This window comes from Sphingomonas sp. AP28 (assembly GCF_056680455.1).
In genome coordinates, this window is the sequence record NZ_CM155283.1 from 4,100,838 (window position 1) to 4,122,500 (window position 21,663).

Annotated in this window: 15 protein-coding genes (1 of these 15 cut by a window edge); 10 read left to right on the forward strand and 5 right to left on the reverse strand. The window is 65.7% G+C overall.

The window, feature by feature from the left end; all coding sequences use genetic code 11:
- The first annotated feature begins 34 nt into the window (after positions 1-34).
- The 5 genes from glgX to AC1MH0_RS19075 are packed head-to-tail and all read left to right on the forward strand — an operon-like array spanning position 35 to position 8,466.
- Positions 35-2,137, forward strand: a complete 2,103-nt coding sequence (gene glgX / locus AC1MH0_RS19055; RefSeq protein ID WP_480964063.1) for a glycogen debranching protein GlgX — start codon at positions 35-37, stop codon at positions 2,135-2,137.
- A complete protein-coding gene (treZ, locus tag AC1MH0_RS19060; RefSeq protein WP_480964064.1) occupies positions 2,134-3,834 on the forward strand; it encodes a malto-oligosyltrehalose trehalohydrolase in 1,701 nt (566 codons plus the stop codon). The genes glgX and treZ overlap by 4 nt, the downstream gene beginning before the upstream one ends.
- Positions 3,834-5,810 carry a 4-alpha-glucanotransferase gene (gene malQ / locus AC1MH0_RS19065; protein WP_480964065.1) on the forward strand — a complete coding sequence of 659 codons (1,977 nt, stop codon included), beginning with the start codon at positions 3,834-3,836 and terminating at the stop codon, positions 5,808-5,810. The genes treZ and malQ overlap by 1 nt, the downstream gene beginning before the upstream one ends.
- Positions 5,807-8,263: a malto-oligosyltrehalose synthase gene (gene treY / locus AC1MH0_RS19070; RefSeq protein WP_480964066.1), complete on the forward strand. Its 2,457-nt coding sequence runs from the start codon at positions 5,807-5,809 to the stop codon at positions 8,261-8,263. The genes malQ and treY overlap by 4 nt, the downstream gene beginning before the upstream one ends.
- Complete coding sequence (locus AC1MH0_RS19075) at positions 8,260-8,466, forward strand: TOBE domain-containing protein (RefSeq protein ID WP_480964067.1); 207 nt, start codon at positions 8,260-8,262, stop codon at positions 8,464-8,466. The genes treY and AC1MH0_RS19075 overlap by 4 nt, the downstream gene beginning before the upstream one ends.
- 47 nt (positions 8,467-8,513) lie before the next feature.
- Here the strand turns inward: AC1MH0_RS19075 and AC1MH0_RS19080 are convergent, their stop codons facing one another.
- The 3 genes from AC1MH0_RS19080 to AC1MH0_RS19090 all read right to left on the reverse strand — a co-directional run bounded on the left by AC1MH0_RS19080 (position 8,514) and on the right by AC1MH0_RS19090 (position 14,733).
- A complete protein-coding gene (locus AC1MH0_RS19080; RefSeq protein ID WP_480964068.1) occupies positions 8,514-10,676 on the reverse strand; it encodes a TonB-dependent receptor in 2,163 nt (720 codons plus the stop codon).
- A gap of 269 nt (positions 10,677-10,945) precedes the next feature.
- Complete coding sequence (locus AC1MH0_RS19085; protein WP_480964069.1) at positions 10,946-13,846, reverse strand: PAS domain-containing protein; 2,901 nt, start codon at positions 13,844-13,846, stop codon at positions 10,946-10,948.
- 107 nt (positions 13,847-13,953) lie between these two features.
- Positions 13,954-14,733, reverse strand: a complete 780-nt coding sequence (locus AC1MH0_RS19090) for an N-formylglutamate amidohydrolase (RefSeq protein ID WP_480964070.1) — start codon at positions 14,731-14,733, stop codon at positions 13,954-13,956.
- Positions 14,734-14,749: 16 nt separating this feature from the next.
- Between AC1MH0_RS19090 and AC1MH0_RS19095 the strand changes: the two genes are divergently transcribed.
- The 3 genes from AC1MH0_RS19095 to AC1MH0_RS19105 all read left to right on the forward strand — a co-directional run bounded on the left by AC1MH0_RS19095 (position 14,750) and on the right by AC1MH0_RS19105 (position 16,958).
- Positions 14,750-15,679 carry a transglutaminase family protein gene (locus AC1MH0_RS19095; protein ID WP_480964071.1) on the forward strand — a complete coding sequence of 310 codons (930 nt, stop codon included), beginning with the start codon at positions 14,750-14,752 and terminating at the stop codon, positions 15,677-15,679.
- 38 nt (positions 15,680-15,717) lie between these two features.
- Positions 15,718-16,533: a transglutaminase-like domain-containing protein gene (locus tag AC1MH0_RS19100; RefSeq protein WP_480964072.1), complete on the forward strand. Its 816-nt coding sequence runs from the start codon at positions 15,718-15,720 to the stop codon at positions 16,531-16,533.
- Positions 16,534-16,622: 89 nt separating this feature from the next.
- Positions 16,623-16,958, forward strand: a complete 336-nt coding sequence (locus AC1MH0_RS19105; RefSeq protein WP_480964073.1) for a hypothetical protein — start codon at positions 16,623-16,625, stop codon at positions 16,956-16,958.
- 148 nt (positions 16,959-17,106) lie between these two features.
- On the opposite strand, the gene AC1MH0_RS19110 is transcribed toward AC1MH0_RS19105, so the two are convergent.
- Together AC1MH0_RS19110 and AC1MH0_RS19115 are read right to left on the reverse strand one after the other, a co-directional pair.
- Entirely contained in the window at positions 17,107-17,841 is a 735-nt protein-coding gene (locus tag AC1MH0_RS19110) for a Crp/Fnr family transcriptional regulator (protein ID WP_480964074.1), read from the reverse strand.
- Between the two features lie 112 nt (positions 17,842-17,953).
- Positions 17,954-18,679: an arylesterase gene (locus AC1MH0_RS19115; protein ID WP_480964075.1), complete on the reverse strand. Its 726-nt coding sequence runs from the start codon at positions 18,677-18,679 to the stop codon at positions 17,954-17,956.
- A 25-nt stretch (positions 18,680-18,704) separates the two neighbouring features.
- Between AC1MH0_RS19115 and AC1MH0_RS19120 the strand changes: the two genes are divergently transcribed.
- Both AC1MH0_RS19120 and AC1MH0_RS19125 read left to right on the forward strand, forming a co-directional pair.
- Positions 18,705-19,403 carry an ABC transporter ATP-binding protein gene (locus AC1MH0_RS19120; RefSeq protein ID WP_480964076.1) on the forward strand — a complete coding sequence of 233 codons (699 nt, stop codon included), beginning with the start codon at positions 18,705-18,707 and terminating at the stop codon, positions 19,401-19,403.
- Positions 19,400-21,663: the 5' portion of an ABC transporter permease gene (locus AC1MH0_RS19125; protein WP_480964077.1), read on the forward strand. The gene runs 235 nt beyond the window's last position; 2,264 of the gene's 2,499 nt are visible here — the first part of the coding sequence; it begins with the start codon at positions 19,400-19,402; its stop codon lies beyond the right edge, outside the window. The genes AC1MH0_RS19120 and AC1MH0_RS19125 overlap by 4 nt, the downstream gene beginning before the upstream one ends.

The following is a 21,663-nucleotide window of genomic DNA, read 5'->3' on the forward strand; positions in this document are numbered from 1 at the left end:
AAGCTCGGTCGGCGACACGAAAAGGGTCCACGCATTGCATCTACTGCCCGACACGCTCGACGCCGGCTCGGCCTATCCCCTCGGCGCGACCTTCGACGGCCTCGGCGTCAATTTCGCGGTCTATTCCGCCAATGCCGAGAAGATCGAACTCTGCGTCTATGACGAGACCGGCCGCCGCGAGTTGAAGCGCTATCCGCTCCCCGAATGGACCGACGAAGTCTGGCACGGCTACCTCCCCGACGCGCAGCCCGGCCTCGTCTACGGCTTCCGCGCGCATGGCCGGTACGCGCCCGAGGAAGGCCACCGCTTCAACCCGAACAAGCTGCTGCTCGACCCGTACGCCAAGCAGATGATCGGCGAACTCCGCTGGACCGACGCGATGTACGGCTATCAGGTCAAGTCGCCGCGGGCCGACCTGAGCTTCGACAAGCGCGACAGCGCGCTGACGATGCCGAAGGGCGTCGTGACCGACAGCCATTTCGACTGGTCGCGCGACGTGCGCCCGAACACGCCGTGGTCCGAGACGGTGATCTACGAGGCGCATACCAAGGGCCTGACCAAGCTGTTCGAGGAGGTCCAGCCGTCCGAACGCGGCACCTTCGCGGCGCTCGGCAACCCCAAGGTCATCGATCACCTGAAACGCCTCGGCGTCACCGCGATCGAGCTGCTGCCGATCCACACCTACATCCAGGACCGCTTTCTCCAGGAGAAGGGCCTGCGCAATTACTGGGGCTACAACACCCTCAATTTCTTCACGCCCGAGCGATCGTTCTTCGCGACCGACAGCCACGACGAACTTCGCCGCTCGATCCGCCGCCTCCACGCGGCCGGGATCGAGGTCATCCTCGACGTCGTGTACAATCACACCTGCGAGGGCTCGGAACAGGGTCCGACGCTCTCTTGGCGCGGGCTCGACAACGCGAGCTACTACCGCCTCGTCAAGGACGACCCGCGCTATTCGATCAACGACACCGGCACCGGCAACACGCTGAACCTCACCAAGGCGCGCGTCATCCAGATGGTCGCGGATTCGCTCCGCTACTGGGCGACCAGCTTCGGCATCGACGGTTTCCGCTTCGATCTCGGCCTGACGCTTGGCCGCACGGACACCGGTTTCGATCCCGGCGCAGGGTTCTTCGACGTGCTCCGCCAGGATCCCGTGCTCGGCAAGCTGAAGCTCATCACCGAACCTTGGGACATCGGCCCCGGCGGCTATCAACTCGGCAACTTCCCCCCCGGTTTCGCCGAGTGGAACGACAAGTACCGCGACACCGTGCGGAAATTCTGGCGCGGTGACCACGCGCAGCGCGCCGATCTCGCCGCACGCCTGACAGGCTCGGCCGATCTGTTCGACCGCCGTGCGCGCCGCCCCTGGGCGAGCGTCAACCTGCTCGGCGCGCATGACGGCTACACGCTCGCCGACACCGTCGCCTACGAGGAACGCCACAACGAAGCGAACGGCGAGGACAATAACGACGGCCACTCGAACAACTGCTCGCGCAACTGGGGCGTCGAAGGCCCGACCGAGGACCCGGCGATCCTCAAGACTCGGTCGCGCGTGATGCGCTCGATGCTGACCACGCTGTTCGCCTCGCTCGGCACGCCGATGCTGGTCGCGGGCGACGAGTTCGGCCGCACGCAGAACGGCAACAACAACGCGTACTGCCAGGACAACGAGATCAGCTGGCTCGACTGGAACAAGGCGAAGTCTCCCGAGGGCGATGCGCTGATCGACTTCACCGCGCGCCTGATCGCCCTCCGTCGCGACTATCCGATGCTACGCGCCGGCAACTTCCTCTACGGCGAGGACACGCCCGCGGAAGGCCTCAAGGACATCGAATGGTGGGACGAGCGCGGTCTGCAACTGACTTCAGACGATTGGGAGAACACCAACGGCCGCGCGCTGGTAATGCGCCGCGCGTGCGAGCGGGACTCGGGCGAAGTGCAAGTGATCTCGCTGTTCCTGAACGCCTCGGAAGGCCCGCTGACGTTCCACATGCCGCCCCCGGCAGAGGTCGAGCGCACCGTGCTGATCGACAGCAGCAGGCCCGACCAGCCGGCGACGCTGATCAAGGACAGCTACGAGCTTCCCGCACAGGGCGCGGCGTTGCTGACGTGGACGATCGCGGCAGCATGACCTGGGGACCGACGCTCGCCGAAGATGGGACGACCTTCCGCCTCTGGGCACCCGACCGTGATGTGGTGACACTCGAAATCGCCGATGGCGACGCGGTTCAAATGACTTCCGAACCGGAGGGCTGGTTCAGCGCGAAGGTACCCGTCGGTGCCGACACGCGCTACCGGTTCCGGCTCGCGGACGATCTGACCGTTCCCGACCCGGCTTCGCGTGCACAGGACGGCGGCGTCCATGGCTGGAGCGTGGTTGTCGACCAAGCCTATGACTGGCGCACCCCGGACTGGCCCGGCCGACCGTGGGAAGAGATGGTCATCCAGGAGGTCCATGTCGGCACGCTCGGCGGCTTCGCAGGCGTCGCGGACCACCTCCCGGCGATCGCCGAACTCGGCATCACCGCCATCGAACTCATGCCCGTCAACGCGTTCGGCGGCACGCGCAACTGGGGCTATGATGGCGTGCTGCCCTACGCTCCCGCCGAAAGCTACGGCACGCCGGACGAGCTGAAAGCCCTCGTCGACCGCGCCCACGAACTCGGCCTCGCCGTGTTCCTCGACGTGGTCTACAATCACTTCGGCCCTGACGGAAACTACCTTGGCGCCTATGCGAAGGGCTTTTTCCACGCCGAAGTCGACACCCCCTGGGGCGGCGCGGTCGCGGTCGACCAGGCGCCGGTCCACCGCTATTTCGTCGACAACGCGCTGATGTGGCTGAACGAGTACAAGTTCGACGGCCTGCGCTTCGACGCGGTCCACGCGATCGAGAACGACGCCTTCCTCGACGCGATGGCCGCCGAACTGCGCGCAAAGACCGCCGGCCGCCACGTCCACCTCGTCCTTGAGAACGAAGGCAACGACGCCGACCGGCTCCATCCCGCCGCGTTCGACGCGCAGTGGAACGACGATTTCCACAACGTCCTCCACGTCCTGCTCACCGGCGAGACCAGCGCCTATTACGCCGATTTTGCCGACCGCCCTGCTGAACGCCTCGCGCGCTGCTTGGGCGAAGGCTTCATCTACCAAGGCGAAGGCTCCCCCAACCACGACGGCAAGCCGCGCGGCAAGCTGAGCGCACACCTGTCGCCGACCGCGTTCGTCGCATTCCTCCAGAACCACGACCAGATCGGCAACCGCGCGATGGGCGAACGCCTGACGCTGCTCGCGGGCCGCCAAAAGCTCCGCGCTGCCACCGCGTTGCTGCTGCTCGGCCCGCAGATACCCCTGCTCTTCATTGGCGACGATCACGGCAGCGAAAGCCCGTTCCTGTTCTTCACCGACTTTCACGACGAACTCGCAGATGCGGTGCGCGAAGGCCGGCGCAAGGAATTCGCCAAGTTCGCCGCCTTCGCCAATCCCGAAGCGCGCGAGGCGATCCCCGACCCAAACGCGCACGAAACCTTCCTCCAATCGCGAGCACGGCCCGGCGCCGATGCGGCCGAGTGGCAGAACCTCTACCGCACTCTGCTCAAGATCCGACACGAGCAGATCATCCCCCGCCTGCGCGACACGACCGCAATCGGCGCCGAGGCGATCGGGGAGGAGGCGGTCGTTGCGCGCTGGAGATTGGGGGACGGCGCAATCCTCACGATCGTACTCAACCTCGGAGACGATGTCGTTGATTTTCCTGCAATAGAGGCCACGCCGATCTTCGCCGATGGCGAACCCGGTGAGGCTGCCAGCGTGGCAGTCTGGCTGGATTGATGAGCAGCCTCCGAACACTCGCTGTCGCGGCCGGCCTGCAAGCCGAATGGCAGGACGCAGCGGGTCGTCGCCAGACCGTCGCCGACCGCGCGTTACAGGCGATCCTGGATCGTCTCGGCCATCCGTCCGGAAGCGAAAAGCAGATCACCGAAAGCCTCGCCGCGATCGAAGCTCGAAACGCGCAGGGTGTCCGTTTCTTGTCCGTCGATGTGGGAGACCCGATCCGGCTGACATCGAAGGTATCAGGCAACGCCGAACTTACGTTCGAAGACGGTACAACGCGCTCCGTCACGATCGATAATGGCGATTTAAGTCCGATAAGCAAGAACGGCTACCACAAGGTTGAAATCAATGGCGAAGTCATCGACATTCTCGTCGCGCCACGCCGCTGCTACACGATCGCCGACGCGCTACCGGGCCGCAAACTTTGGGCGCCCGCCGTCCAGATTCCAAGCCTTCGTACCGACGCGCCGAAGGCGTTTGGCGACTTCGTTTCGCTAGCAGATGCCGCCCGAGCCTTCGGCAAACGCGGCGCCGATGCCCTCGCGATCAGCCCGACGCATGCGTTGTTCCCCGCCGACGCCAGCCGATACAGCCCCTACGGACCCTCGAGCCGGCAATTCCTCAACGGCCTGTACGGCGACCCGGCCGCATTCGGTGCACAGTCCGACAGCCGCGACCTTCCCGAACTGATTGACTGGCACGCCGCGATCCCCGAAAAGCTCGCGCAACTACGCAAGAGCTTCGATCAAGCGCTTCCACAGATTGAGGAAACGCTGACAGCGTTCAGGCGGCAAGGCGGCGACGACCTCGAACGCCATGCCGAGTTCGACGCTCTCCATGCGCGCTTCTTCGCTACCACCGGTGCACGCGGCTGGCAGCAATGGCCCGCCGAGTATCACGATCCCGCTAGACCCACCGTCCGCCGCTTCGTCGCGGAGCATGCGGACGACGTCACGTTCTACATCTTCCTCCAATGGCTGGCGCGGCGCGACCTCGACGCCGCGCAGACGGCCGCCAAGGACGCCGGCATGGCGATCGGCCTCATCGCCGATCTCGCCGTCGGCATGGATCCCGGCGGCAGCCACGGCTGGAGCCGGCGCAGCGACTTGCTGACAGGCCTCTCGATCGGCGCGCCGCCCGATCCACTCGGTCCCGACGGGCAAAGCTGGGGCATTACCGGCTTCGATCCGCAAGCGCTGCGTGATACTGCCTTCGCTCCCTTCATCGCAACCATCCGCGCAGCGCTCGCGCACGCCGGTGGCATCCGCATAGACCACGCGTTCGGCCTCCGTCGCCTCTGGGTCGTTCCCGAAGGCGCGTTGGCCGCTGAGGGCGCGTACCTCGACATGCCGTTCGACAACATGATGCGGATCGTCGCGATGGAATCACAGCGCGCCAAGGCGATTGTCATCGGCGAAGACCTCGGCACCGTCCCCGACGGGTTCCGCGAGGCGATGGACGCGCGCGCCATGCTTGGGATGCGGGTGTTGTGGTTCGAGCGCGATGCTGACGGCTTCGTGCCCCCCGCCAAATGGTCGCCCGATGCAGTGGCGATGACCGGTACGCACGACCTCGCCACCGTCGCAGGCTGGTGGAGCGGCCGCGATATTGACTGGACGTGGGACCTCGGACGCAAGTCCGACGCCGCCGACAAGCCCGCAGACCTCGCCGCTCGCGCCAAGGACCGCGGCGCGCTCTGGCCTGCATTCGACACCGGCATCGAACAGCCCACCCCTGAAGACACCAACCCGGTCGTCGACGCCGCCATCGCGCATGTCGCCAGCACGCCCTGCGCGCTCGCCATCATCCCGATCGAAGACCTCGCCGGGCTGGTCGAGCAACCCAACCTCCCCGGCACGATCGACGAACACCCCAACTGGCGCCGCCGCATGCCCGACACAACCGAGGCGCTGCTCGCCCGTCCCGAGGTCACCGCCCGCATCGCCAAGCTCAACGCCACGAGACCCGCATGACCGTCCTTACCACGCCGCGCGCAACCTACCGCATCCAGTTCCACAAAGACTTCACCTTCGCGGATGCCGAGGCACTTGTCCCCTATCTCGACCACCTCGGGATCAGCCACCTCTACGCCTCGCCGATCACCACGGCGCGCAGCGAGTCCACCCACGGCTACGACGTCGTCGACCCGACCCGCATCAACCCCGAACTCGGCGGCGAAGAGGCGTTCCGCAGCCTGGTCGCAGTCCTCCGCGCGCGCGACATGGGCGTCATCATCGACATCGTCCCCAACCACATGGGCGTTGTCGGCGGTGAGAACGCATGGTGGAATGATGTCCTAAGCCACGGCGAAACCAGCGAATATGCTTGCTATTTCGACATAGACTGGCGCGAGAAACTCGTCCTCCCGATCCTCGGCGCCCCGCTTGCCGAAACACTGACCAGCGGCGCGTTGAAGGTCGAGCGGGTCGATGGCCGCTACGTCCTCGAAGCATACGGCGAACATCGACTGCCGATCCGCGACGAGGACCAGGCGACCGCGGCAATCGATGACATCGCTGCGCTGATCGGCCGCCAGCACTACCGCTTGGCGTCATGGCGTGTCGCCAACGACGAACTCAACTGGCGGCGGTTTTTTACAATCAACGACCTCGCCGGCCTACGCGCGGAAGACCCGGTCGTGTTCGAAGCCACCCATGCGCTCTATTTCCGCCTCTACGCCGAGGGCCTGATCGATGGCGTCCGCGTTGACCACGTCGACGGCCTGACCGATCCCGCCGGCTATTGCCGCCAACTCCGCGCGCGACTGGACTCGATCGGGCGCCCCGCCGACGCGCCGCCCGGCCCGGCGTACATCGTCATCGAGAAGATCCTCGCCGACGGCGAACCGCTCAGCCCCGACTGGGGCGTCGACGGCACGAGCGGCTACGACTTCATGGAGCAGGTCACCGCCTTGCTCCACGCCCCCGCCGGCGCGGAGCCCTTAGGCAAGCTGTGGGCGGACATCAGCGGACGCTCCGCCGACTTCGCCCCCGAGGAACTGCGCGCGCGACAAGAGTTGCTCAGGTGGCAGTTCGACGCACAGCACCACCGCTGCGTCGAGGCATTCGTCACGCTCGCCCGCTCGACCCCCGAGTGCGACGGCCTGACGACGGGCATGCTCCACCGCGCGATCGAGCGGTTGCTGTGGGTCTTCCCGGTCTACCGAACCTACGGAACCGGCGCCGCAGCACCCGCAGCCGACGCCGCGATCCGCGAAACCGTCCGCCAGCGTGTTGCCGAGTTCGTCCCGCCCGGCGAAGGCGCAGTCGTCGACCATATCCTGTCATGGCTGGCAGGCGAGGGGCCAGGGGACACCGCGCTGGCCGCAGACGCGGTGCGCCGCTTCCAGCAACTCTCCGCGCCCATCGCTGCCAAGGCGGTCGAGGACACCGCCTTCTACCGCTACGGCCGCCTCCTCTCGCGCAACGACGTCGGCTTCGATGCGGCCCGCATGTCGCTCGACATCGACGCGTTCCACACTGCGATGATCGAGCGAGCCCGCGACTGGCCCTTCGCCATGCTCGCCACCGCGACGCACGATCACAAGCGCGGCGAAGACGTCCGCGCGCGTCTCGCGGTGCTGAGCGAGGTCCCGGGGCTGTGGCGCGCGCATGTCGAGCATTGGCTCGAACTGGCAGCGCCATTCGCAGACGGAGTCGATCGCGCCGAGATCTATATGCTGCTCCAGACGCTGTTCGGCGCCTGGCCAGCGGGTCTCGATGCCGCGGACGCAAACGGCCTGTCCGACTACGCCAAGCGGATCGTGGCGTGGCAGGAGAAGGCCTTGCGCGAGGCCAAGCTTCGCTCCTCCTGGGAAGCCCCCGACGAGACGTACGAAACCCGCTGCCACGATCTCGCCAAGGCCCTGCTCGACCCCGATCGATCGCGCACATTTCTCGAAGACATTACTGCGTTCGTCGACCGGATCGCGCCGATCGCTGCGGCCAACACCCTTGTGCAAGTCGCGTTGCGCGACACCGTGCCCGGCGTGCCCGACCTGTACCAGGGCACCGAAACCACCGACCTGAGCCTAGTCGATCCCGACAATCGACGTCCGGTCGACTATGCCGCGCGTCGGCAGTCGCTCGCACAGGCCGACGACCCCAAGACCGCGCTTATCGCCCGACTCCTCGCGCTGCGACGCGACCACCCCGCGCTTTTCGCTCACGGCACGTACGAGCCGATCGCGGTGACCGGTCCCCGTGCCGACCACGTCATTGCATTCACCCGCTCGCTCGACGGCAACGCAGTCCGCTGCGTCGTCGCGCTGCGCAGTGCCGAGCGGTATGAAAGCGCAGGCGATCCCCGCGACTGGTGGGCCGATACCGCGCTATCGTCCGGCGAGGCGATCGCCGACCTGCTCGGTGCATCCGCCGTGTCGTTCGTCATGCTGGACCAGCAGTCACCAACAGGAGCAAACCCATGAAGATCAGCGCACGCAATCAAATTTCCGGCACCATCGTCTCGATCACGCCCGGTGCGGTCAACGGCGCGATCAAGGTCGATATCGGAGGCGGCAATATCGTCACCGCCAATATCACCGAGGAAGCGATTGCCGACCTGGCGCTTGCGACCGGCGACACCGTCACCGTCCTGATCAAGGCCAGCGACGTCCTCATCGGCAAGTGACGGCGTACCGACCGTTCCCGCCATGACGCGGGAACGGTCGGCGTAGCTTACAGCCCGAAGCGCAGCGTCGCGCGGAAGTCACGGCCGGCGAGCGGCGCGAAGTCCTTGAGGAAGCTCGTCGCGCGGCGTGCGTTCACGTCGAACAGATTGTTCGCGCTCAGCAGCAACGTCGTCTTCGAATCCTTGCCGAACGGGCTGAGGCCGATCGAGGCGTTGACCATCGTGTACTCGTTGGTCTTCGTCTCGAACGCGGCGATGCGGTTCTGGTCGAACACGTGCTCGACCTCGACGCGGCCGTTGACCCGGTCGCCCTGCGCCTCGATCCCGCCCAGCACGCGCATCGGCGGAATGCGCGGCACGGGACCCTGGTCGACGATGTTGGCGTGGACGTAATCGCCCAGCGCGTCGGCGTTGACCGCATAGCCGCCGATCTGTGCGACCTTGACCGACGCATCGGCCTCGAACCCGTAATAGCGCGCATCGGCCTGCTGGTACTGGAAGCAGGGCAGGTCGACGGTGCGGCCCGAGGGATCCGCTGCCGCCTGGCAGACCGTCGATGCGACCTGGTTCTCCGAGATGTAGTTCGAGAACCAGTTGTAATAGGCTGACGCGTCGAAGCTGAAGCCGTCGCCATGTGCGTGCAGCGTACCCTCCAAGCCCCATGACTTCTCAAGCCGGAAGTTGGGATTGCCGAGTTCGTACGCTTGCGTCCCGGCATGCGCGCCGTTTGCGAACAGTTCTTCTGCCGACGGCGCGCGCTCGGTCCGCGAGCCGTTCAGGCCGACGCGGATGCTGTCGGTCAAAGCATAGGACGCGCCGAGCGAGCCCGAGACCGAATGATAGCTCTGGCTGCCGCGGAAGAAGCGAAAGTCGTCCTCGGGCGTGCGCGCGGCGAGATCGGTGATCTCGTAGCGGACGCCACCCTCGGCGTGGAACTTGCCGGACTCGTATTGCTGGAGCGTGAAGAGGCCGGTCTGGTTGGTCTCGTTCTTCGGCAGGAAGGCTTCGTCGCCGACCACGTTGAAAATGCGGTTGTAGAACTGCACGCCCGACGCGCCCTGCCAGCCGCCGCGGTTCGCCTGGACGACTTCGAGACGACTTTCGAGCCCCTTATTGTAGAAGGCTGTGCCGACCGAGTTGTCCTCCTCCAGCTCGAAATGCCGATAGCTGGCTTGGCCGGCGCGGACGCGGATCTTGCTGATGAAATCGCCGCCGGTATCGATCTCGCCGCGTAGGTCGACACGGTTCTGGACGACGTCGAGGCGTGGCGCTTCCTGCTCCTGGCCGGGTTGCGTGGCGTACCGGATCGGCACGCCATACAGGCTGTCATAGTGGCTGTACGAGATGCCGAGATTGCCATTGTCCGTAATGATCGACGCGCCGGCACCCGCCGTCCAGGTTTCGGCCTGCGTGTTGGGGAGCTTGCCTTTCAACCGCGCCGAGGCGGCATAGTCCATCGGGTCGGCTTCGTTGGGATCGACGGGGAGGGCGGCCGTGGCCTGCGCCTGGGCGCGGGCGTCGCGCGAGAGGATGTAGCCGCCTGTGCGCAGGTCCCCGGACTTCAGATACGAGCCATCGGCGTGGAGCACGAGGTGCTGGCCGACTGCGACGTCGCCGGCCATGCCGCCGGAACGCTCGTTAGCGGCGGAGCCGTAATTCGCGATCCCGTTCACGCGGTAGCCGTTCTCGGGCACCGACCGCGGGATGCGCGTGTCGATGACGTTGACGACGCCGCCGACTGCAGACGTGCCGTACAGCAGCGCGCTTGGGCCGCGGAGGATCTCGATGCGCTCGGCGAGCAGCGGGTCGATGATGACGGCGTGGTCGACCGAGGTATTAGAGACGTCGATCGAGCCGATCCCGTCGGTCAGCACGCGAATACGGTCGCCCTGAAAGCCGCGGAGGATAGGACGCGATGCGCTCGGGCCGAACGACGATGCCGACACACCAGGCTGGCGCGCGAGAGTCTCGCCGATCGACGGCCGCAACTGGCGCGTGAGTTCCTGGCCGGTGAGGACGGTCGTGCCTTGAAGAACGTCGCGCTCGCTGGTCTGGATCGGGGCGGTGACGATGATGTCGCGCTGGTTGGTCGAGCCGACCGACGTCGGTGCGGGGGTAGGGGCCGGAGCTTCCGTGGCGACGGTTTGCGCATGTACCTGCGAGGAGAGGAGCGCAGCCAGGGCGGTGGCGCCGAACAGCATCGTCTTCATGAAATTCCCTTGTGTTGTCCCTGTACGACGCTGCGGGTAGATTTGATGATACATCATATCAAGTGACAATATTGCCATGAATGTGGATGGCGCCGCGACTGTTACCGCGATGCAACATGGTTTGATGTTCTCCAGGGGATCAAACCATCCGCCGTCATCCTGACGAAAGTCAGGATCCAGCGCCACGATTGGCGGCGTCCGTCGCTCTGAACGCTCACTTTCGTCAGGATGACGGAGTGGGGGAGGATCCGATCCTACACCCCGCCCCATTATCCCGCGGCGATCAAATCCTTGATGCGCGTGGCCAAGGCTTCCATCGCGAACGGCTTGGTCATGACGTGCATGCCGGGATCGAGATGGCCGTTGCCGACGACGGCGTTCTCCGCGTAGCCGGTGATGAAGAGGATCTTCAGATCGGGGCGACCGATCCGCGCCGCGTCCGCCATCTGCGGGCCGTTCATCCCGCCAGGAAGGCCGACGTCGGTGACCAGCAGGTCGATGCGAATATCGGATTGCAGCAGTTTCAGCCCGGATGCGCCGTCCGCCGCCTCGATCGCCGCGTAGCCGAGCTCCTCGAGCACCTCCATCACGAGCATCCGGACGGTCGGTTCGTCGTCGACCACCAGCACTGTCTCGCCGGCGTTCGCCCGCGGCGCTTCGGTATGTTCGGCGACCGTCTCGATGTCCTCGGCCTCGCCGAAATGCCGTGGCAGGTAGATGCAGACGTTGGTGCCTTCGCCAACCTCGGAGTAGATTCGGACATGACCGCCGGATTGCCGGGCAAAGCCGTAGATCATCGACAGGCCGAGCCCGGTGCCGAGCCCGAGCGGCTTGGTCGTGAAGAATGGATCGAACGCCTTGGCGATGACCTCGGGGGTCATGCCCGTGCCGGTATCGGACACGCACAGCGACACATACTGCCCGGCATCGAGTTCGCGCTCGCGCGCCGTGCGGGGCTCGATCCAGCGATTGGCGGTCTCTATCGTCAGCCGTCCGCCGCCCGGCATCGCATCGCGCGCGTTGATGCACAGGTTGAGCAGCGTGTTCTCCAACTGGTGGGGGTCGACCAGGGTCGCCCACAGCCCAACCGAGGCGACGACTTCGACTTCGACTTCGGGACCGACCGTGCGCCGGACCATATCCTCGATCCCCCCGACCAACCGATTGACGTCGGTCGGCTTGGGATCGAGCGTCTGTCGCCGCGAAAAGGCGAGCAATCGGTGGGTCAGCGCCGCCGCACGCTTTGCAGCACCCTGCGCGGCCAGCGAATAGCGCTCGACGTCATTCAGCCGGCCTTGCGCGATACGGATTCCGAGCAGTTCCAAGCTACCGGTAATACCGGTCAGCAAATTGTTGAAATCATGCGCGATCCCGCCGGTGAGCTGACCGACAGCTTCCATCTTCTGGCTCTGTCGCAACGCTTCCTCGGCGACCATGAGTTCGCGCGTCCGGGTCGCAACCTGATCCTCCAGCGTCTCGTTCCAGCGAGCGAGTTCGGCGGCCTGGCGTCGGCTGTCGTCGATGTCGGTGTTGGTCCCGACCCAGCGCAGGATGGTGCCGTCTGGTGCGCGGACCGCGTCCGCGCGGACCAGGAACCAGCGATAGTCGCCATCCTTGCCGCGCGCGCGAAACTCGACGCTGTATCGGTCACCGGTTGTGAGGGAGCGCCGCCAAGCCTCTGCCGCTGCCGAATAATCATCGGGGTGGACGCGGTCTTTCCAGGTGCCGATGCCGTCGAGCGTGCCTTGTTCGAGGCCATTGAAGGCATAGACCTGCCGGTTGAACCAATAGAGGTGGCCATCGGGTTTGGATGCCCAGATCTGGTTCGGCACGGCCTCGGCGAAGACGCGGAACTGTTCCTCGCTCTCGCGTCGTGCGGTCTCGGCGCGCAACCGTTCGGTCGCCGCACGGACTCGCTCGGCGACTTCGCGCATCAGCGCCAGGTCGCCGTCGCTCCAGACTCGCGCCGCGGCGTTGTTGACGTAGAACAACGCGACGAAATCATCCTGCTCGACGAGCGGCATGTTGACGAACGACCATGCGTCGATCGCCTTCAACTCGTCCGCCGTGTCGCGGGTCCGGTCGTCCTGGTCGACATCGGCGACCGCCACCGTTCGTCCGGCCTTCAGGTCCTCGATATACGTCCCGTACGCCCGGAAATGCAGCGTGCCGGCGAGCGTCGTCACGCCATCGGCGTTCCAGTCGCGCAAGACGGTGATCGTCTCGCGCGTCTTGTCGATCACGCCGTAGCCGACCCTGCTCACCTGCAAGGCGCGACCGAGGATCGAAGACGCGGCGTAGGCGATCGCATCGGGATCGGTCAGGTCGCGTATCGCGTCGCTCAGGTCCAACAGCGCGGTTTGCCGCATTTCGGCCTGCTTGCGCTCGGTGATGTCGAAGCTGATACCGGGGAAGCGAAGCGGGGTGCCGTCGGCGGCGAGCTGGCAGCGACCTTGCGCGGTGACCCAGCGGATCGCGCCGTCAGGCTGAACGAGACGGTATTCCGCGTCGAAATCTCCGCCGCTCCGCAACGCCGCGTCGATAGCGACGTGCGTGGCCTCGACATCGTCGGGGTGGATGCTGTTGAAGAAGTGCCCGATCGGCGCACCGGCATGACCGAGTTCCGGGGAAACGCCGTATAGCAGAGAGAACCGTTCGTCCGCTGTTACGGAGTCGTTCTGAACGTCCCAGTCCCAGGTCCCGATGCCGTTCCCCGCGGCCAGCGCCTGGCCGAGCCGTTCCTCGCTCGCTCGCGCGGCCGTGAGGATACTGCGGCGTTCCGAGATGTCGGTGAACAGCACTGCGACCTGCCGGGCGTTGGGTCCGCCGACCCGGAAGGCCTGGACATCGAACCAGCGCCCCATCGGTTCGGATCCGTGATCGAACCGGGCGGGCTCGCCGGTGATCGCCACGGCCCCGTACGTCTCGAACCAAAAGGCTTCGAGATCGGGGACAAGTTCGCTAGCGGTCCGGCCAACCGGATCGACGAGTCCGCTCTGGCTTTCGAACCGCGGATTGACCTCGACAAATCGGTAGTCGACGGGACGATCGTCGTGGTCGAACAGGATGTCGATGATGCAGAAACCGGCGTCGATCGCGTCGACCAATGCGCGATATCTGTCTTCGCTAGCGTTCGGCGTATTACCGCTCGGGGCCATCGGTCGGTGCATTGGATCTCAAGAGCCGGAGGACGCGACCTCATGAACCAAGGCCGGCGGCCTAACGCGTCAGTGGAAAAACCGATCCCGGTTCGGGCAATTCCGGCTCGCGCAGCTCGTCAGCTTTCCCGGATTCCGGCCGCCGCCGGAAGCACCCGTGCAAGCCGATCCGTCCAAGCCACGCATCCTTCCGTCGAGCCCAGCAGATCCTGCCGGATCTCGATCTCGGCATAGGGGCGGGCGGGATAGGCGTGACGGGGGATCGTGTAATCGATCTGGTCCATACGGTAGGGCTCGTTGTCCCCGACGGTCAGGTCGGGCTCGTCGCGCAGGACGTAGAGCAGAGCGTGCGCGAATCCGGTCTCGCCGCCGTCATGCAGGATTCCGATCTGCCATGGCCGGTCGATGTCGCGCATCGACGGCGTGAAGCTGTGCAGCGCCACGAGCGTGGTTGCGATCCCCAGCGCGTCGCGGCGTGCGAGTTCGCTGGCGATCGCCGCCTGGTAGGGCTCGTGGATTTCGGCAAACCGCGCCGCCACGTCGGCGTCCGACAGCGCCTGGTTGCCCGGCACGATGGTTCCGTCGCTCACGGCAGCGATCGCGTCCGCCTGGCTGGCACTCCGGTTGCAGTCGATCACGAGCCGCGAATAGGTCTGGCGCACGAACACCGCGTCCAGCCTCTCCGCCAGCAAGGTGCCGAGTTCGCCGATGCCGATGTCCCACCCTATGTGCCGAGAGAGTTCCGCATCGCTCAACCCCAGCGAGCCCAACCTGCTCGGCACGGCTTTTCCCGCATGATCGCCGATCAGCAGGAACGATGACGCACCTTTGGGGTTGACCACGACGACCGGTGCGGCATCTTCGGTCCCAAGCAGCGTTGGGCTGGCAATGCTGTTCATGCGACGTGGATCCTCGATGCCATCACTAACGCTTTCTCATGTAACCAAATACTCATACCGCCAGCCGGTAGCGTTTGGCGAGCACCGGATCATGGTCCGGCCCCGAGAAAGCTACGACCAGCACCTTATCGACGCTAGACTGACGATCAGTCCGGAGCCCTCGGACGTACGCTGGCTGCAGGACGTGTTCGGCAATTCGGTGGCGATCGCCACGTTCGACAAGCGGGCCAAGGATCTGGTGATCGACAGCCAGGTCCGGCTCGATCACAGCCCCGCCGAGCTGCAGGATGTCGATATCGAGCGGTACGCACGCCTGTATCCCTTCACCTATTCGTCCGAGGAAATGCCCGACCTGCTCCGCTCGATCGAACGCCAGCATCACGACCCGCTGCGCGAGATCGACACCTGGGCGCGGCGGTTCGTCGGTACCGGCGGCCAGACCGACACGCTGGCGATGCTGTCCGAGATGACGGCGGCGATCAAGCGCGAGTTCACCTATGTCCAGCGCCCCGAAAAAGGCACGCAGTCGCCGATCGAGACGCTGGCCAAGCGCAAGGGGACCTGTCGCGACTATGCCATGCTTATGATCGAGGCGGTCCGCGCGCTTGGCTTCGCGGCGCGATTCATCTCGGGCTATGTCTACAACCCGAGCAGTCGGGAACAGCGCACCGGCGGCGGCAACACGCACGCCTGGGTCCGGGTCTATCTCCCTGGGTCGGGCTGGGTCGAATTCGATCCGACCAACGGGATCGTCGGCAACCGCGGTCTGATCCGCGTAGCCGTCGCGCGCGACATCTATCAGGCTGTACCGGTATCTGGAACCTGGAGCGGCTTCCCCGGCAGCTTCCTGGACATGAGCGTCTCGGTCGACATCAGCGTCGACGAGGCTGCCGAACCCTCGGTGCCGCACGACACCTACCAACATCATTCATCGCAAACCGCGTGACACACGGCGTGTCAGAAGGCGCGACAAGGGGGACATCGATGCTGATCCGGGCTGGTTATGACATTCGTTTCGAAACCGACGTCGCGACGCCGATGATGGCGATGCTGAGCCTTCACCCGTCGCGGAACAAGGATTTGGTGACGCCGCACCGTCTTGCTGCCGACCCCGACGTGCCGACCTATGATTATCTCGATGCGTTCGGCAATGTCTGCACGCGCTTCACCGTCCCCAAGGGCGGCCTGACGTTGTCGTGCGACTTCACGATCGAGGATAGCGGACTTCCCGACCCGGTCTCTCCCGACGCCGTCCAGCATGCGGTCGAGGACCTGCCCGACGACATCCTCATCTACCTGCTCGGCAGTCGCTATTGCGAGACCGATCGCCTGTCCGACACCGCATGGTCGTTGTTCGGCCACGTCCAGTCGGGTTGGCAGCGGGTCCAGGCGATCGTCGACTTCGCACACGATCACGTCGAGTTCGGCTATCATTTCGCCCGCTCGACCAAGACTGCGTGGGACGTCTACCAGGAGCGCCAGGGCGTCTGTCGCGATTTTGCGCACCTCGCCATCACGCTGTGCCGCTGCATGAACATCCCCGCTCGCTATTGCACGGGGTATCTCGGCGACATCGGCATCCCGCCGGTCGACGCGCCGATGGACTTTTCCGCGTGGTTCGACGTGTATCTCGGCGGCACGTGGCACACGCTCGACGCGCGTCACAATCGCCCGCGGATCGGGCGTATCCTGATGGCACGCGGGCGCGACGCGACCGATACCGCGCTTACCACTAGCTTCGGCCCGGCAAAGCTGGTCGGCTTCGACGTCCATACGGACGAGGTCGATCAGACGGGGTAAACCGGCTACGGCGCCAACTTAGGTCTTGTCGCACGTGTCGCGTTGGGCCTAACGGCACCGATCCCTTAACTTATGCTGCGATGCACAACATGACCACGACACCAGACCCATCCGTCCCCGCAAATGCCAATGCGCTGCTGTTGCAGGCGATCGCGTTGCGTCAGTGCATCACCGCGACCTATAATCGGATGGTCTGCACGCTGGCGCCGCACATCCTCTACACCAAGCATGACGACGTGTTCGTCGATGCGATCACGCTGGAGCGCGATGGTCAGCCGCCGAAGGAGATCAAGCTCGGTACGTTCAAGCTGGCCGGATTGAAGGATATCGAGGTCATCGACCGTCCGTTCGTGCCGGATGCTATCTTTAATCCAGGCGACATCAAGTACGACCGTGTGACCCTGTTCGTGGTGGATCGTACGTAGAGCTGTCCCAACAATCCTCCCCCGTCAGGGGGAGGTCCCAGGCGTTAGCTGACGGAGGGGGAGGACATGGAGCAGGCGTTTCGCTTCCCGTCTCCTCCGTCAGACAAGAGCAAGCCACCTCCCCCGAGTGGAAGAGGATCGGAATCGTTCAAGCCGCAGGTGGCAACCACGCCGTCTCGATCTCGCCGTATCGATCGGTAAACCCGGTCGCGGCGACCAGTGCCGCCTCGTCGACGATCCGCACCCGACGCCCGGTCCGCTCGATCACGCCCGACTTTTCCAGCGCGCGGATCGTCCGGTTGACGTGTACCTTGGTGAGCCCCAGCGCGTCGCCGATGTCCGTCTGGGTCAGCGGCAGGTCGAACGAATCCACGATCCCTCCCGCGGTCACGCGCAACCGAGCCATAATGTCGAGCAGCAGCGTCGATAGCCGCTCGCTTGCGCCCATCCGGCCGATCGTCGTCAGCCGGTCGCTCATTGCGACGTTCTCGGCGGCGGCAATGGCGTAGAGCAGCCCGGCGATCCGCGGTTGTGCGCGGAACAGCAGGCCTAGCTCGGTCTTCGGCAAATCGATCACGATGCAGTCCGAGATCGCGGTCAGCGTCGCCGCCGCCTGCGACCACGCCATGCTCGACGTCCCGATCAGGTCGCCCGCATAGTGGAAGCGCAGGATCTGGCGCCCGCCGGTGACCAGCTTGGTCGAGGAGTGCAGCCACCCCTGCCGCACGACGTACAGCGCGTGGCTTTCGCCACCTTCCGCGACCAGCACGTCACCCGCACGCAGGCGCCGCTCGCCGCGTTCGGCGTGCAGGATCGCCTCGCGTTCTGCGTCGGTCAGATCGAGATGCCGCCCCAGTCGTGCGATCAAACCGCTCAGTTGCATGCTTTACCCTTTTCCTTGCGCGCGGCTATTGCCGTCCCGCCGCCAATTGATCGTACCGCGCGTCGTGGATCGCGCGATCCTTTGTAAGTCTATCGATTACGATACAATGCCGTCATTGCGAACGTCCTAACTCGCTTTCCACCAACGGCGCAACGCGGGCTGTGATCCGATCGACGCCGGTCCGGTTGGGATGAACATGATCCGGCTGCATCAACGCGGCGTTGCCGATGACGCCATCCAGAATGAACGGGTAGAGCGTCGCGTGATAGGACTTGGCCAAGTCGGTCCATATCCTGTTGAATTGGGAAGAATACTCCGGACCCAGATTGGGCGGCGCCATCATGCCGGTCAGCATCACCGGGATGCCGCGACGCTTTGCCTCGTCCATCATCGCCGTCATGTTGGCGCGCGTCTCGGCCGGGGAAATCTGGCGAAGAACATCGTTGCCGCCGAGCCCCAGCAGGATCAGGTCGGGTTTGCGCTTCATGTTGTCCAGCGCGAACGCAAACCGCTGCCGTCCCGCCGCGCTGGTATCGCCCGAGACGCCGGCATTGACGATCGTGGCGTTGATGCCATCTTTGCGCAGCTGGTTCTGCAAAGCGTCGGGCAGGCTCTGCCCGCGGTCGAGGCCGTATCCCGCATACAGACTGTCACCAAAGGCGAGGATCAGACGCTCGGGACCCTTCGGTGCCGGAGCAGCGACGACCGGGGCAGCGGCCGGCGTGACTGTGTTCGTCGCGGGCGGCGGGGCAGGGACGTCGGGCGTCCGATCGCAGCCGGCCAGCAACCCCGCTTGGAGAAGCGCCAGTCCGCCCCCATAAAGAGGCCAGCGTCGCATCCGTTTCTCCAAGATATTGGTCTCCATGTCCGAACCTGCTTCCGCCGATATGGTGATCTCGGCACGCGATGTCACGCTGACACTCGGCGCATCGACTGCCGCGACGACGATCCTCAGGGGCGTCGATCTCGACATCGTCCAGGGCACCAGCGTCGCGCTGCTCGGGCCATCGGGGTCGGGCAAGTCGTCGCTGATGGCGGTGCTGTCCGGACTGGAGCGCGCGACGAGCGGCCGGGTCCGGGTAGCGGGCCTCGATTTCGGCACGCTCGACGAGGATGCCCTCGCACGCGCGCGCCGTGGGCGGATCGGGATCGTCCTCCAGGCCTTCCACCTGCTGCCGACGATGACTGCGCTCGAGAACGTTGCCGTACCGATGGAGCTTGCCGGAATGCCCGACGCATTCGAGCGCGCGGAGGTCGAGCTCGTTGCAGTTGGCCTGTCACATCGCATCGGCCATTATCCCACGCAGCTGTCGGGTGGCGAACAACAGCGCGTGGCCATCGCCCGTGCGCTCGGGCCGCGTCCGGCACTCGTCTTCGGCGACGAACCGACCGGCAACCTCGATGCTGCTACCGGCGCCTCTGTCATGGACCTGCTGTTCGACCGCCGCGCCGCGACCGGTGCCACGCTCATCATCATTACGCACGATCCTGTGCTCGCCGCGCGCTGCGATCGGACTGTCGAACTGAGTGACGGACGCATCGTCGCGGATCACTTACGGTGAGCGAATGGCGGCTTGCGTGGCGACTTGCCCGTCGCGAACTTGATCTTCGGTTTCGCGGGCTGCGACTTCTGCTTGCATGCCTGTTCCTCGGCGTCGGCGCTTTGGCGGCGATTGGCAGCCTGACGCAGTCGATCGACAGTGAGCTTGCGGCACGCGGCAGCGCGATTCTCGGCGGCGACGTCGAGTTCGGCACGTCGCAGCGTGCCGCCACGTCCGACGAACGCACTGCGATGGGGCGGCTCGGCACGGTATCGGAAACCGTGCGCATGCAGGCAACCGCGATCCGCGGCACCAACAGCGTGCCGGTCCAGCTCAAGGGCGTCGACTCGGTCTACCCGCTCTACGGGACGCTGGCCGTACAGGGCGGGTCGGTCGCCAAGGTCGCCGATGCCAAGTCGATCTGGATCGTCCCGGCCTTGGCGCAGAGACTTGGCGTCGGCCGCGGCGCGCGCGTACGGCTCGGAGTCGCCGATTTCACCGTCGCGGGCGTGATCGCGAACGAACCCGATCGCCTCGGTGAGGGCTTTACGCTCGGCCCCGTGGCGATCGTATCGATGGCGGGCATCGCGCGCACCGGTCTGGTCCAGCCCGGCAGCCTCTACGAGACCAAGTACCGGATACGCCTGTCGCCAGGGGCATCGCCGATGACCGCGGTCGACCGTTTCAAGGCTGCGTTCCCGACCGGCGGCTGGGAAACCAAGACGCGCGATCGTGCCGCGCCCGGCGCCGAACGCTTCGTCGATCGCATGGGGCAGTTCCTGCTGCTGGTCGGCTTGTCCGCGCTCGTCATTGCCGGCATCGGCGTCGGCAACGGCGTCTCTTCCTATCTCGCCGCCCGTCGCAGCAGCATTGCGGCGTTGAAGGTGCTGGGTGCGACGTCCGGTCTGATCGCGAAGATCTACCTTCTGGAGGTTGCGGTCGTCGCAGCGATGGGGATCGTGACCGGGTTGGCGGCGGGCGCGGTGACGGTGCCGCTGATCGTCTGGCTCGCGGGCGATGTCCTGCCGGTCGCGCCGCGCTTCTCGCTTCAGTTCGCGCCGCTCTCGCTTGCCGCTGGCTATGGCATGCTGATCGCGCTAGCCTTCACCGCGCCTCCCCTGATCGAGGCGGGCAGCATTCCCGCAGCCGGGCTGCTGCGCGGTGTCTTCGGCAATCGGTCCGTCCCGCTACGCCGGACCTTGCCTTGGGTCCTTGGTGCAGGAGCCGCTATCGTCGCGCTCGCGCTGTCGACCGCGGACCAGCCGGGCCTCAGCGCAGGCTTCCTCGCGGCGGTGGCCGGCGTGTTGCTGGTGCTGGCGGGGTTCGGCTGGGCCGTACGCCGGATCGCCGCGGCGCTTCCCCGCTCGCGCAAGCCGTTGTTGCGGCTCGCCATCGCCGGACTCCACCGCCCCGGCGCGCGGACCGGCACCCTGGTCGTCGCGCTCGGGCTCGGCCTGACGCTGTTCGTCCTGCTCGCTGGCATCCGCACGAGCATCGACGCGAACATCGCGCTCACCGTCCCCAAGCGCGCGCCGGCGCTGTTCGCCTTGGACGTTCCGCCAGACCGCGAGACTGAGTTCCGGCGGACCATCGAAGGCGTCGCGATCCACCCGGTCATCCGCACCGTGCCGGCGATGCGCGGGACGATCACAGGATACGGCACGACGCGCGTGGCCGATCTCAAGACGCTGCCCGACGGCGCCTGGGCGTTGCGTGGCGAGCGCGGGCTGACCTATTCCGCGACCTTGCCCGAGGGCAGCGAACTCACCGCCGGTCGGTGGTGGAGGCAAGACTATAAGGGGCCGCCGCTGGTCTCGATCGACGAACGGCTGGCCAAGGTGCTCGCGCTCAAGATCGGCGATCCGCTCAGCTACACGTTGCTCGGTGTCGAGCGGACCGCGCATATTGCATCGTTCCGCCGGATAAGCTGGGATACCCTGGGGTTCAACTTCGTGATGGTGTTCTCGCCCAATGCGATCGAGGATGCGCCGCATAATCTTGCCGCGACGATCGAACTCGCACCGGGGCAGGAAGCGCAAGTCATGCGTGCGTTGCTGCCACGCTTTCCGTCGGTGTCGGTGATCGAGGTTCGCGGCGTGCTCGGCCAGGTCCGCGATATCGTCTCGCAGATGGCGACCGCGATCACCGCGGCGGCGTCGGTGGCGATCCTCGCCGGGATCGCCGTGCTAATCGGCGCGATGGCCGCGGCGCGAGAGGCGCGTACCTATGATGGCGTGATCCTGCGGACGCTCGGCGCGACCCGACGGCAGGTGCTGGCGGT